The following is a 12,923-nucleotide window of genomic DNA, read 5'->3' as shown; positions in this document are numbered from 1 at the left end:
CAAGATCTAACAGGCCCTAGAGCGGGGAGAGCGGCCCGCTTTGTTATGTGATGTTGCGCGTGGATATTGAATACCAAAAAGCCTGAAACAGAAAAGGTGCAGAATATGAGCCAATATGCCGATCTGACAGTGAATGGACAGGCGCTGTGGCATGATCTCACCACAACTGCTGCTTTTGGCGGTACGGCCAAAGGTGGCATATGTAGGCTTGCTCTTTCGGATGAAGATTTTCAGGTTCGGGCATGGTTTGAACAAACCTGCAAGGCGCTGGGATGTACTGTAACCCATGATTCTATGGGTAATCAGTTTGCCCGTCGTGCTGGCCTGCAAAATGATCTGCCTCCCATTATGATGGGCAGCCATCTGGATACTCAAGTTACAGGTGGCCGTTTTGATGGCATTTTAGGCGTATTGGGCGGTATTGCGGTTTTGCGTGCGCTTCATGATGCAGGCATTCATACGCGGCATTCAATCGAAGTGGTGAACTGGACAAATGAGGAAGGGGCACGCTTTAGGCCTCCCATGCTCGCTTCAGGTGTTTTTGGTGGTGCTTTTACAGAGGAATTTGCCAGCAGCAGGACAGATGCAACTGGCATAACGTTGCGGCAGGAACTGGAACGTGGTGGCTTTGTAGGAGAAGAACACTGCGGGCAGCATCCGGCGGCAGCATATTTTGAGCTGCATATTGAACAGGGTCCTGTGCTGGAAGCCAAAGAATGCACCATAGGTGTTGTAACCGGCGTGCAGGGCATGCGCTGGTATGAGGTTGTGGTACGCGGCCGCTCTGCACATGCAGGCACAACCCCCATGCCCATGCGTAAGGATGCCTTATTGGCCGCCGCACGTATGATTGACCAAGTGAATGCCGTGGCACAAGCGTATGCGCCTGATGGTTTAAGCACCATTGGCATTATCACGGCGTTTCCTGCCAGCAGCAACGTTGTTCCGCGGGAAGTGCGCTTTACTGTGGATTTGCGGAATCCATCGGAAGACGCGTTGCAGGGTATGGAAGAAGATTTCCTGCGCCGTATGCAGGAATGTGCGCAAGCGGCAGGTGTGGAGGTCAGCATAACGCCGACATGGAATTCCCCAGCCGTACATTTTGATAAGCGCTGCGTTGCCTGTGTTCGGGAAAGCGGGAAAGAGCTGAATTATAGCATGCAAGATATTGTATCCGGCGCCGGGCACGATGCTGTGTATGTTTCTAGGGTTGTGCCAACCGCCATGATTTTTGTGCCATGTTGGCAGGGTATCAGCCATAACGAAGCAGAAAGTGCAACGCAGGAAGATGCAACGGCCGGAAGCAACGTGATGCTGCATGCCGTGTTGAAGGCAGATCAGGCATTTTGAACAGATATATTCATGTAAAGCGATATATGTAAAAGCCCTGCATTTTTCATATGATGCTTTGGAATGTTTGTCGCAGAGTTCGGTAACGCTGAATACAAAAATGACGGGATTTTTTGATGTCACAACCTCATCATTCATTCCCTTTTACACGGCGGCAATTGCTTACGCGTATTGGTGCATTGGCAGGCAGTGTGGCGCTATATCAAGCCATGACCACTATGGGGCATGCCGCCGGAACTGATTTTACACATCCTCCTTCTCTTACTGGCGCTAAAAAGGGAACTAGAATTCTGGTTCTCGGGGCGGGGCTGGCAGGTATGTTATCGGCGTATGAACTGCGCAAGGCTGGATATGATGTTCAGATTCTGGAGTTTCAGAACCGCAGTGGTGGCCGTAATATCAGCTTGCGTGCGGGAGATACCGTAACGGAACTGGGGGGCGCGTCACAGAAAGTTCGTTTTTCAAACGGGAATTATTTCAATCCGGGTCCGTGGCGTATTCCGTATCACCATCAAGGATTGCTATATTATTGCCGGAAGTTTGGGGTTGAGCTTGAGCCGTTTATTGAGGTCAATCATAACACGTGGCTGCATTCAGGTGATACTTTTGGTGGTAAATCCGTAAGGTACAGGGAGTTTTCTGCCGATTTTTACGGATTTACGGCAGAACTTCTCGCCAAGGCAATCAATCAGCACAAGTTGGACGATATCGTCGCGGATTTCTTCTGTGGTTACCGTCCGTTATGCAAGAGTTTTCTGACCAATATTGACGTGTGATCGTGTGCGGTCTTCTGTAAGGCCTGTTGATGTGGCCTTTCAGAAGCCACTGGCCGGTATGGTGATCAGCGGATCAGATCCAAATCTCACAGGCGTGCTTTAAAGCACAGAGAAATCCACTGGTTTTTCCGATCCGGATCAAACGATCATGCGCCCATTCAGGTCATCGCCCTCTCACACCCCTACCGGTTCCATCCGCGGGAGCCGAGCCATCGCTCAGGCTGCCAGGGACAGGGCCGGATCCCGATAATCCTCCTGTTTTGTTGCCATGGCCCAGATGGCTCGTGCCATCCTGTTGGCCAGCGCAATGGCTACCAGCATACGGGGCTTGCGGGCCAGCATCCGTGCCAGCCAGCTTCCCGGTGCAGGGGCCTTACGGCTGGCCCAGTTCACCTGGGTCATGGCGCCCATGATGAGAAGCCTGCGGATATCAGCCTGCCCGGCTTTTGATATCTTCCCCAGCCTTTCCTTTCCGCCAGATGAGAACTGACGGGGCACCAGCCCCAGCCACGCAGCAAAGTCGCGCCCGCGCCGGAAGCTCTGCAGGTCAGGCGCAAAAGCTTCAATCGCAAGAGCGGTCAGAGGACCCACTCCAGGCATGCTCTGCAATCTGCAGGTGTTTTCACTTTCCTGGGCAAGCATCCTGATCTTCTTTGTTCTGACATCAATCCGCACACTCTGCTCCGAAATCTGTCGCAGCAGATCAAGGCATTCCTGCTTCACAGCCTCTGGCAGAACCGCCTCATCCAGCATGGTTTCAATGTGTCTGATATGCGCAATCCCCTGTGGCACGACGAGACCGAATTCATACAGAACGGCACGCAGGGCATTCACCAGTTCCGTGCGCTGGTGCACCAGACGCTGCCGGGCCCGGAAAAGAACGCCACGCGCCTGCTGCGCTTCAGTGCGTGGTTCGACAAAGCGCATTTCCGGCTGCCGGGCCGCAATGACGATCGCTTCCGCATCAGCAGCATCGTTCTTCTGGCGCTTCACGAAAGGCTTCACATACTGCGGAGCGATCAGTCTGACCTCGTGACCAGCTCCTGCCAGTTCGCGAGCCCAGTAATGCGCGCTCCCGCACGCTTCAAGAACGACCAGAGCAGGCGGCTGCGTGGCCATGAACTGCATAAACTGCTGACGACGCAGCTTTTTGCGAAACATCACCTCGCCCGCACGCGAAGCTCCATGAACCTGGAAAATGTTCTTTGCCAGATCAACGCCTATCACTGTATCCTTCATCTGCCGTCCTTTCGCGCAGTCGTTTCTTCCAACGACCATTCTGGCACATTGCGATGCCGTGCGGGGAGGACGGCAACCACCCCATCTCACACTTGAGGCAATTTCGGGTCATTTTGTAGAATTCAGTCATCCCACAGGAGCCCGATCTGGAATATTGACGATATTCTGCTTCTGGCGGCGGGTTCTGAACGCAGTGAGGGTGTCACGGCCTGAGAAGGCAGTGTTGGTGGAAGCTATGTGGTCTGTGCACTGTCTGTTTCTTCAGATGGCCTGCCGGAGCCTTCGCAATCGTGCATGAGCGAGGGCGAATTCATGCTGACAGGGGAACATGTCCGGCATGGACAGGACAATCCGACGGACGCTGAGCGTTACACGTGTCGCGATTTTGAGCAGCCGTGCGCGTATGGTGCCACAGGTCGCCGTCTCCAGGCTGGTCTGGCCAAGGGCCAGTCTTTGCAGAGCGGTCAGCAGGACATAGGCTGCGGCCGAGAACCACAGCCGGAGCTGGTTGGCCCGGATGGTGTGGGACGAGGTCCTGTCTGAGAACAGATCCATCTGGCATTCCTTGATGCGGTTTTCCATATCCCCGCGTGCGCAGTAAATCTGTTCGTAGAGATGGCGGGGGTCGGACATTCCCTGCGGTAGGGTGGTGACAATGAAGCGATGATAGCGGTTGCCGTGGCGCCATTCGGCCTTGGCCACGACCCGCCTGCGGCGCGTCCAGCTGTCCTTTGTGATCCAGTCAAAGGAGGCGAAACCGCGCGCAGCTCTGCCTGTCGTGGCGGCTTCGTCACGAACCTCAGCGGACAAAGAGGCAATCCGGTCATACAGGCGGGTGTTGCCTGCAAGCCCGAACAGGAAGTCAACGTGGTTGTCTTCGCACCATGTCATCAGACTGTCCCGGGCGAAACCGCTGTCCCCACGCACCAGGATACGCACCCGGGGCCAACGGCTCCTGATCTGCTCGACGATCCGGCGGATGTCTGCCAGTGCTTCCTTCCCCGGGTCCCTGTCTGCCGTGCGCAGGGTAGCGCTGAGGAGATGGTCCCCGCAGAAGACATACAGGGGAAGATAGCAGTTATGGCCGTAATATCCATGAAAGGCGCGGCCTTCCTGATGGCCATGGATACGGTCATCGGTGGCATCCACATCCAGAACGATCCGGGCGGGTGCGTGCTCATGCTGGTCAAGGAAGAGCGTGACGAACAGGGTAGCCAGGGCCTCATGATCAGCAATGATCCGACAGTAACGATCTGCCTTGTGCCCACTGCGCTCCAACCGGTTCAGTGTAGATTTGCCAGCCAATGCTGCGCAGTTTGCCCGGCCTCCTGACAGACGACCCGAGGCCAGACCAAAGATCAGGTCATGCCGCAGGGCATCGTGATCATTGAGATCTTCATAGCCCAGTGCCAGGCCCATGATCCGCTGACGGACAAGGTCTTCAACCCGGTATTCCACAAAGCCGGGATGCCGCTTATCGCGAAAACAGGCAGCAAAGCGGCGGCTGAGCCCCAGAATGTCATCAGCCTGCTTCACCAGAATGACGCCCCCATCCGAACTCATGCGACCCCCGTCAAAACGGGCCACAACACGCCGTCCACAGGAGGCTGGAAACTCATACGCGCCTGCGCTACACTCTGTCTGCATCGGGTTTTCTTGATGATTATGGAAATTTCTTTTCTACAAAACAGACTTTTTCATAATCTAACCCGATGTACAACCCTTCTGTGAGATTTCCGCGTCGTCAGTGAAGACGAGCATCATTATTTAATTGAAGCCATGAAATCATGGGGGGCTCTTACGCCAGACCTTTCTTATACAAAAGGTACTGTCAGTTCATGGCGTCGTGGTTTTGAGCGTGCGCAAGGTGGCGGTTTGAATGGTGCACCTATCCCATCAGAGGTGTTGGCACGCAAAGATATCATGAAATCTGGTTTGTGGGACTGGATGGCATTTAACCAACGTATTGATATGCAGACAACACTGTTCCAACCTGTGGGTGGCATGGACCAGATTGGCAAGGGTTTTGCACGACAAGTTAAAGATCTCATTACATTAAACTGTAAAGTTACAAAGATTTCCCAGAATGAACAGGGTGTAACCGTTACTTATAACGATATGGCACGTGGTGGCGCTGTTAGACAGATGCAGGCTGATTATTGTATCTGCACTATTCCTCTTTCCATTCTCTCACAACTGGATGTGCAGGTGGAAGATGCGATGAAAGCTGCAATCCTGGCTGTACCGTATGCATCTTCTGTTAAAATCGGACTGGAGTTTAATCGTAGATTCTGGGAAGAGGATGAGCAGATTTACGGTGGCATCAGCTTTACAGATCAGCCGATCAGCCAGATTTCCTATCCCAGTCATGGGTATTTCAGGAAAGGACCGGCAGTATTGCTGGGGGGCTATCTGTTTGGAACGCCTGCGTATGACTATGTTGGAATGCCTCCCCAAGAACGCCTGGAACGTGCTTTGGAGCAGGGAAGTATTATTCATCCTCAATATCACAAGGAGTTTTCAAACGGTGTGAGCTTTGCTTGGAGCCGGACACCATGGGTTATGGGATGTTGTTCCATGTGGACAGAGGAAGCAAGGCGAACACACTATAAAACACTTTGCAGCATAGATAAGCGCATTGTGCTGGCAGGCGAGCATGCTTCTTATGTTGGATGTTGGCAGGAAGGTGCCATTTTATCTGCCTTGGATGCTATTACGCGCTTGCATCAACGCATAGTGGGGGCAGCCTGATGCGTAATACGTTTTTTTATACTACCTTCTTTTCACTTCTGATTTTTATATCAACAACGGCATGGGCTGATAGCTCTGGTAATGTAATAGATAAAACACAATCCCTTTCAGATGGTGCTGATATTTATAAGCACATCTGCCAGAGCTGCCATATGTCAGATGGAAAGGGTGCAAAAGGTGCTGGTGCCCGGTTTCCTGCCTTGGCGAAAAATCCCAAATTACAGAGTGCGGAATATGCTGCATCTGTTGTGCTTAACGGCATGGGCGCTATGCCATGGTTTGCCGTCACCCTGGATGATCAACAAATAGCCAATGTTGTAAATTACATTCGTACACATTTTGATAACCATTATACAAATGCAATCAAGCCGGACACTATTACGATGATGCGGCCACATCTAACCGAAGAATATGAATAAATTTTTTGAGAATAAAAGCACTTTGCCTGCAAGCCTTTAAAAAGACTTGGCGTCCCGTACGGGATTCGAACCCGTGTTGCCGCCGTGAAAGGGCGGTGTCCTAGGCCTCTAGACGAACGGGACAAGAGGCTGTGTTGAGGCGCTTTGTAGAGATAATGCTGGGGGGCGTCAAGGCAGGAAATGGACTTTTGTGGAGGTTTTTGAAAAAATAATCATTCCAGAATATGCTAACTGATTGTTCTGGTTAAAATGGCATGATGAGTCCCGATTAAGGCCAGCAATGCACATGCCAATCAAACATTTTATAAAAGGCCTAACGGTTTGTTATTTTGTCTGCACGGTTACGGTAGCAGCATTCGCGCAAAGCAGCTTGCATAATATTGCGGTCTGTCAGCTTTCGGCTGGGCATCCTGTATTTTGCAGTAAGCCTTTTACGGGAAAGGCTGCAATGCCGTTCCCATTGGGAAGCGGTGCATATTATACGTGCTCAATTACAGCAGGAAACATCACATTCTGTGCTGCACCTTATACAGGTAGAGCGGTCATTCAGCAGCTTAATGGTGTGTATGCATCCTGTTTGATTGAACTTGGGCAGGTAAAGTTTTGCAGCCTTCCTTATACCGGTCGTGCTGTTATTCCCGGGTGATAGGGAATATTTTACAGGCCAAGTTCTAACAATTTTTTCTGCAGAGAAAGGGGCAGGCCTTCTGTGCGCGCTTCGGTTCCCTGTAAATCAGGTGGTGTATCTTGGCTTTGTAGGTACCGCCACCCCTGAAATGCCCGCATGGCGCGGGGTTCTACGGGAATAATCTTGGGAGAAAGCAAGATAAGTGTGCCCTGTGTACCATCAGCCCGTGTTGTGGTTTGAATATCCAGAATGGGTTGTCGGCACAAAATAAGCCCGTTGATAACGCGGTAAAGCGAACCACCATCTAGAAGGGCATCTTTCTGTTTGGGGAAAGAACGCGTGTGCACCACAGGCAGGGGCGTATCATAATCAGGGTGGCTGTGCGTATTGAATGGCTGTTTTAACCGTTCACTCAGATCTTCGAGTGATTCAATGCCTACAGCCAGCTTGATCAGATTAAGCATTTTTCCAATGTAGTGTACTACTTACGCCAGACAAGGCTCTATTTTTAAAGCACCAATGCATGCAATAGGGCTTCTAACCGCAAGCGGCCTTCTTCTGTCGCGTATAAATGGGTGGGCGTTTGCACAAGGTAGCCTTCTTCCAACGCAGCAGCCAGAATAACCGGGTCTAGGGTTTCGGTTGGTTGCAGGCCTGTGCGGGCCTGAAAGTGGCTAAGTGCAATGCCTTCTTGTAAACGCAGGCCCATTAGCAACATTTCTCGCGCACGTTCCTGCGGTACAAGCGGCTCCTGAGATGTCTGTCCAGAACTCGTGCGTTCTACAAGCTCGGCCCAAGGTTCGGGCGCGCGGTGCCTGCGTGTGGCATAAAGCTGGCCATCTAGCGTAATGCGCCCATGCGCACCCGGCCCAAGGCCCAGATAATCACCGTAATGCCAGTATGTCAGGTTATGGCGGCTTTCACTGCCCGGTTTGGCGTAGTTGGAAACCTCATACGCATTCAGCCCATGTGCGTGCGTGATAGCCGTTGTTGTTTCATAAAGTGCTGCGGCTGTTTCCTCATCCGGTAGGCTGAAACTGCCTTGCCGGTAAAGGGCTTCAAACTTGGTACCAGGTTCAATGGTTAACTGATAAAGCGAGACATGATCTGCCACCAGTTGCAGCGCTGTCTCTAGTTCTGTTTCCCATGCAGCCACGCTCTGGTTGGGGCGTGCGTAAATCAGGTCAAACGTAATGCGGGGGAACAATGAACGCGCAAGTTCCAGCGCAGCCAGTGCCTGTGTGGCGGAGTGCTGCCGGCCCAAAAAATGCAAAGCCTCATCATTCAAAGCCTGAATACCGAGGGATACACGGTTGATTCCGGCCTGCCTGAAATCTTTCAGTCTTTCGGCTTCTACGCTGGTTGGGTTGGCTTCCAGCGTAATTTCAAGGTTGGGGGCAGCATCAAATAGAGATGTGGCATCATCTATCAGGCTTGCGACCGTTTGCGGGGCCATGAGAGAAGGTGTGCCGCCACCAAAAAAGATGGATGTCAGGCGGCGGCGGCCCAAACGGTTTGCCTCGTGCGCAAGTTCTGCGCGAAGGGCCTGCGCAAAGCGCGCCTGTGGAATTTCTGCCCGTACGTGTGAGTTGAAGTCACAGTACGGGCATTTGGCCAAACAGAATGGCCAGTGGATATAAAGGGCGAGTGCGTCCTGTTCCACAGTGTCAGATAGCCACTTTCACGCCCAGTTCCACAACACGATCCGGCGGAATACGGAAGAATTCCATGCTGGAGGTAGAGTTGCGGAGCATGAACAGAAAGATGGACATTCTCCAGCGCGACATGCGCGGCACAGAGGAACGGGTAATCAGTTCGCGGGATGTGAAATAGGAGGCCTGAAGGGCATCAAAATCCACGCCGTTGGCTTTCAGTTCTTCCAGCGCGCGGGGAATGTTGGGCATTTCCATAAATCCGTAGCGCAGCACAATGCGGTAGATATCTGGCGCCAGTTCTTCTACAGCCACGCGGTGGCCGCGCTCTGCTTCTGGCTGATCAAGGTTCTGCACGGTTACGAACAGCACATGATCATGCAGGATCTTGTTATGGCGTAAATTATGCAGCAGGCACGGAGGCACAAAGTCTGGTGTGCTGGTCATGAACACAGCCATGCCCGGTACACGAATGATGCGGGACTGCGGAAGCCGGGCAATGAAGGACCCCATGGGCAGACTATCCTGCCGCTGGCGTGCAATAATAAGGCTGCGGCCTTTTTTCCACGTGGTCATCATCAGGGTCAGCACGCAGCCAAGCAGCACTGGCACCCAACCGCCATCAGGAATTTTAAGGGCGTTGGCAGCAAAGAAGGTGCTGTCCAGCAGCAGGAAGCCGCCAAATATGGCTCCCACTTTCCATGCAGGCCAGTTGAAGTGGCGATGGAAAACGACAATGGCCAGAATGGAGGTGCAGATAAATGTGCCCGTAACCGCAATACCATAGGCGGAGGCCAAGGCATCGGAACTACGGAAGGCCACCACCAGCAGTACGGCTCCAACGGCAAGGAAGCGGTTGAAGTCCGGCAGATAAATCTGGCCTTCTTCTTCGGCATTGGTGTGGGTAATGCGAAGCCGGGGCATATAGCCCAACTGGATCAACTGGCGGCAGATGGAAAAGCCGCCGGAAATACCGGCCTGACTGGCAATAACAGTGGCAAAGGTAGAAAGCACCACCATTGGCCCCTGCATCCAGTGCGGGCACAGCAGGAAGAAGGGGTTTGCCAAGGCTTTAGGGTCAGCAATAACCAGTGCGGCCTGCCCAAAATAGTTGAGCACCAGCATGGGCAGCACAAAGAAAAGCCACGCATAGCGGATAGGGGCACGGCCAAAATGGCCCATATCAGCATACAGAGCTTCTGCCCCGGTAACGCACAATACGACAGAGCCGAGTGCCAGAAAGGAAAGCTTGCCGTGGTAGAAGATAAATTCCAGCGCGTAGGTGGGTGAAAGCGCCATCAGAATAGCTGGGTGATGCAGAATTTCCATCAGCCCCAGCACACCCAGCGTGCCAAACCACAGCAGCATGATTGGCCCAAATATGGCGCCAACCTTGCCCGTGCCTATCCATTGCACGCTAAACAGGCTGATAATCACCAATATGGCTACGGGTATCACAAAGTCATGCGCCGCAGGCACACTCACTTCCACGCCTTCAATGGCGGAAAGCACGGAAATGGCAGGGGTAATAATGCCATCACCAAAAAACAGACAGGCCCCTACAATACCAACCAGCCCTAATATCCATCGGGTTTTCTGGTTGATAACCACGCGTTGCGCGAGGGACATAATGGCAAGGATACCGCCCTCACCATTATGGTCAGCCCGCATGATCAGGATGACGTATTTAACCGTGACAATCAGGATCAGCGTCCAGAAAATCAGGCTGGCAACGCCCAGAATTTCCCACGGGGCTACCTGATGGTGGCCCGAAATAACTTCGACCGTAGAGCGGAAGGCGTAAAGTGGGCTGGTGCCGATATCACCATACACAACGCCCAACACACCCAGCAGAGCAGCAAAGCCAACAGGGGCGGCAGCGTGCTGCGGTTGGTCGGCGTCAAATTCCGTAATGCGCCGCGGTTCCGGCGCTGAAGCCACATGCGGCTGATCTCCTGTAGGGGAAGAACCAGCCGGTTTGTTGGCGGGGTCAGTCATGGTGTCTCTGGCTCCACGTCAGTCTTGCAGGGGCACGTTGCCCCGTTCGCCCTGCATAAAGGGCGCAGATAGGTGGAAGCAAGGCATACTGGCCTCCACCCAGAAAATGAAAATCAGGGAGAAGGTGGCCGCAGGCCGAAAATTGCGGTACCAACACGCACAAGAGTTGCCCCTTCGGCAATGGCCTGTGGGTAATCGGCAGACATTCCCATGGAAATAACAGGAAGCCCATGTTCCTGCGCCATGCTGCGCAGAAGCCTAAAATGCGGCACTGGGTCTTGCGTGGCAGGTGGAATGCACATCAGTCCTTGCAGTTTGGCCCCAAACTGCTGGCGGCAGGTGCGGATAAAGCTATCTGCTTTTTCACGCGGGACACCAAACTTCTGGGGCTCATCACCTGTGTTAACCTCAATCAACAGCTCAGGCAGGCGGCCTTCTTTATCTGCCGCTTTGGTCAAGGCTTCTGCTAGTTCCGGCCGATCCAGGCTTTCTATTACATCGGCAATGCGCACTGCATCACGCGCTTTGTTTGTTTGCAGGCCGCCGATCAGGTGCAGTCGGAGGTCAGGATAAGTTGCCCGCAGGGCGGGAAACTTGCTGGCGGCTTCCTGCACCCGGTTTTCTCCAAACACACGCTGGCCTGCGGCAAGAGCTTCCTGCACGCTTTCAAGCGGATGGAATTTGGAAACGGCAACCAGCGTAACAGAGGCGGGATCCCGGCCTGCTGCATGTGCTGCTGCGTCAATATTCTGGCGAACGGCCGCAAGCCGGTCCGCCAGAACAGATGAGGGAAGGGTGGATGGTGTTTCCATGAGGCGTCAAAATTCTTGAAGATGCGCACTTGGTCAAGTGCCGCAAACGCCGCATACCTATGTTGAGATGGGAAGATAGTCTTTTCAGGCGCCTAGAGAACTTGGACTAAAGCGCCTGAAGGATGCCGAGTATAAAAGCAAATTTATACTGCAAGAGAATCGACTGTTAAGATAATTTTACCCAAATGGTGCCCATCTTCCATTGCCTGATGCGCAGCCGCAGCCTGTGCCAATGGAAAAGTTTGATGGATAAGTGGGCGTATTGTGCGGCTGGTTAGCAAGGGCCAGACTTTTGCTTTCAGCTCCTGTGCAATGCGGGCTTTGCTGGCGCTATCACGCGGGCGCAACGTGCTGCCTGTTACAATAAGCCGGTGCGTCATAATCCGCACCAGATTAGCCTGTTCGGCCTTTGCGCCACCTTGCAGTGCGATAATGATGAGCTTGCCATCAAAGGCGAGGCTTTTGAGATTTCGTTCAAAATAAGGGCCACCCACCATATCAAGAATAGCATTTACGCCTTTGCCTTTGGTCAGTTCCGCAATGCGTTCGGCAAAGTCTTCCGTTTTGTAGTTAATGGCTTGTGCACCCAGTTGTTCGCACAGAGCGCATTTTTCATCAGTTCCGGCTGTTGCAAAAGGCGTGCCGCCAAAAGCTTTAACGAGCTGAATAGCCGTTGTACCAATGCCGCTACTGCCCCCATGGATCAATACCCGTGCATCTTTGGGCAGCATGGTGGGCATAAAAAGGTTAGACCACACGGTAAAAAAGGTTTCCGGCAGTGCTGCTGCCTCTATGGCATTAAAGCCTTCAGGCCAAGGCAGACACTGCCCGGCAGGTACAAGGCAATATTCTGCATATCCGCCTCCATTTGCTAGGGCGCATACGCGGCTCCCTATGGCGGGCATTGTAACATCTTCTTGCGGCAGACCGTGCGCAACAACTTCCCCTGCTATTTCCAGCCCCAGCCTAGGGCAAGCACCGGGCGGAGAGGGATAAAGCCCTTTGCGCTGCATGATATCCGGCCGGTTTACGCCAGCAGCCATCACGCGTACCAGCACTTCGCCGCGGCCAGGCTGCGGAATCTGAATGGTTTCCACGTGCAGCACATCGAGTGCGCCCGGCTGCGTAAAACAGATGGCTTTCATGGTGGAAGGTAAAAGGGGGGCTGCAGACATAGATTGTTCCACCGTTTGTAGTGGTTAAACCAAAAATATTTAACGTATTTGCATTATCGTATAGACACCTCATGCACGTTCACGTCTGCGCTATAATTGGCTGTTTTCTCTGGTTTGTGATGT

Annotated in this window: 9 protein-coding genes, 1 tRNA gene and 2 pseudogenes; 4 read left to right on the top strand and 8 right to left on the bottom strand. The window is 53.0% G+C overall.

Annotated elements, in window-relative coordinates:
- Nucleotides 1–105: 105 nt before the first annotated feature.
- Nucleotides 106–1,350, top strand: coding sequence for a M20 family metallo-hydrolase (locus ABNV41_RS09565; RefSeq protein ID WP_205737124.1), 1,245 nt, complete (start codon nucleotides 106–108; stop codon nucleotides 1,348–1,350).
- Between the two features lie 116 nt (nucleotides 1,351–1,466).
- Nucleotides 1,467–2,066: pseudogene (locus ABNV41_RS09560) on the top strand (flavin monoamine oxidase family protein); the annotation flags it as partial.
- Nucleotides 2,067–2,342: 276 nt separating this feature from the next.
- Here ABNV41_RS09560 and ABNV41_RS09555 read toward each other — a convergent pair.
- Together ABNV41_RS09555 and ABNV41_RS09550 are read right to left on the bottom strand one after the other, a co-directional pair.
- Complete coding sequence (locus ABNV41_RS09555) at nucleotides 2,343–3,365, bottom strand: IS110 family transposase (protein WP_050818395.1); 1,023 nt, start codon at nucleotides 3,363–3,365, stop codon at nucleotides 2,343–2,345.
- 261 nt (nucleotides 3,366–3,626) lie between these two features.
- Nucleotides 3,627–5,012: an IS1380-like element IS1380A family transposase gene (locus tag ABNV41_RS09550; protein ID WP_012812390.1), complete on the bottom strand. Its 1,386-nt coding sequence runs from the start codon at nucleotides 5,010–5,012 to the stop codon at nucleotides 3,627–3,629.
- A 93-nt stretch (nucleotides 5,013–5,105) separates the two neighbouring features.
- Here ABNV41_RS09550 and ABNV41_RS09545 point away from each other — a divergent pair.
- Both ABNV41_RS09545 and ABNV41_RS09540 read left to right on the top strand, forming a co-directional pair.
- A pseudogene (locus ABNV41_RS09545) lies at nucleotides 5,106–6,116 on the top strand (flavin monoamine oxidase family protein); the annotation flags it as partial.
- Entirely contained in the window at nucleotides 6,116–6,535 is a 420-nt protein-coding gene (locus ABNV41_RS09540) for a cytochrome c (RefSeq protein WP_349934630.1), read from the top strand. The pseudogene ABNV41_RS09545 and the gene ABNV41_RS09540, both read left to right, overlap by 1 nt.
- A 47-nt stretch (nucleotides 6,536–6,582) precedes the next feature.
- Here ABNV41_RS09540 and ABNV41_RS09535 read toward each other — a convergent pair.
- The 6 genes from ABNV41_RS09535 to ABNV41_RS09510 all read right to left on the bottom strand — a co-directional run bounded on the left by ABNV41_RS09535 (nucleotide 6,583) and on the right by ABNV41_RS09510 (nucleotide 12,800).
- Nucleotides 6,583–6,658, bottom strand: a tRNA-Glu gene (locus tag ABNV41_RS09535).
- A gap of 534 nt (nucleotides 6,659–7,192) precedes the next feature.
- Nucleotides 7,193–7,627: a DUF1489 family protein gene (locus ABNV41_RS09530; RefSeq protein WP_050818569.1), complete on the bottom strand. Its 435-nt coding sequence runs from the start codon at nucleotides 7,625–7,627 to the stop codon at nucleotides 7,193–7,195.
- A 44-nt stretch (nucleotides 7,628–7,671) separates the two neighbouring features.
- The gene (gene hemW / locus ABNV41_RS09525) at nucleotides 7,672–8,826 is read right to left on the bottom strand and encodes a radical SAM family heme chaperone HemW (protein WP_349934629.1); all 1,155 of its coding nucleotides are present in this window, start codon (nucleotides 8,824–8,826) and stop codon (nucleotides 7,672–7,674) included.
- Between the two features lie 4 nt (nucleotides 8,827–8,830).
- Nucleotides 8,831–10,813 carry a potassium transporter Kup gene (locus ABNV41_RS09520; RefSeq protein WP_050818567.1) on the bottom strand — a complete coding sequence of 661 codons (1,983 nt, stop codon included), beginning with the start codon at nucleotides 10,811–10,813 and terminating at the stop codon, nucleotides 8,831–8,833.
- Between the two features lie 113 nt (nucleotides 10,814–10,926).
- A complete protein-coding gene (locus ABNV41_RS09515; RefSeq protein WP_050818566.1) occupies nucleotides 10,927–11,625 on the bottom strand; it encodes a YggS family pyridoxal phosphate-dependent enzyme in 699 nt (232 codons plus the stop codon).
- Between the two features lie 143 nt (nucleotides 11,626–11,768).
- Nucleotides 11,769–12,800, bottom strand: coding sequence for an NAD(P)H-quinone oxidoreductase (locus tag ABNV41_RS09510; RefSeq protein WP_349934628.1), 1,032 nt, complete (start codon nucleotides 12,798–12,800; stop codon nucleotides 11,769–11,771).
- Nucleotides 12,801–12,923 lie beyond the last annotated feature (123 nt).

It is taken from the genome of Acetobacter sp. A11-2 (assembly GCF_040208445.1).
Lineage (GTDB): Bacteria > Pseudomonadota > Alphaproteobacteria > Acetobacterales > Acetobacteraceae > Acetobacter > Acetobacter oryzoeni.
Note: the sequence above shows the minus strand (reverse complement) of the source record. Positions and strands in the feature narration are given on the sequence as shown.

Excerpts from the sequence above, each read along its gene's own strand:
- ABNV41_RS09530 (WP_050818569.1), bottom strand. The coding sequence starts at position 7,627 with ATGCTTAATCTGATCAAGCTGGCTGTAGGCATTGAATCACTCGAAGAT.
- ABNV41_RS09555 (WP_050818395.1), bottom strand. The coding sequence starts at position 3,365 with ATGAAGGATACAGTGATAGGCGTTGATCTGGCAAAGAACATTTTCCAG.
- ABNV41_RS09510 (WP_349934628.1), bottom strand. The coding sequence starts at position 12,800 with ATGTCTGCAGCCCCCCTTTTACCTTCCACCATGAAAGCCATCTGTTTT.
- ABNV41_RS09540 (WP_349934630.1), top strand. The coding sequence starts at position 6,116 with ATGCGTAATACGTTTTTTTATACTACCTTCTTTTCACTTCTGATTTTT.
- ABNV41_RS09550 (WP_012812390.1), bottom strand. The coding sequence starts at position 5,012 with ATGCAGACAGAGTGTAGCGCAGGCGCGTATGAGTTTCCAGCCTCCTGT.
- ABNV41_RS09515 (WP_050818566.1), bottom strand. The coding sequence starts at position 11,625 with ATGGAAACACCATCCACCCTTCCCTCATCTGTTCTGGCGGACCGGCTT.
- ABNV41_RS09520 (WP_050818567.1), bottom strand. The coding sequence starts at position 10,813 with ATGACTGACCCCGCCAACAAACCGGCTGGTTCTTCCCCTACAGGAGAT.
- ABNV41_RS09565 (WP_205737124.1), top strand. The coding sequence starts at position 106 with ATGAGCCAATATGCCGATCTGACAGTGAATGGACAGGCGCTGTGGCAT.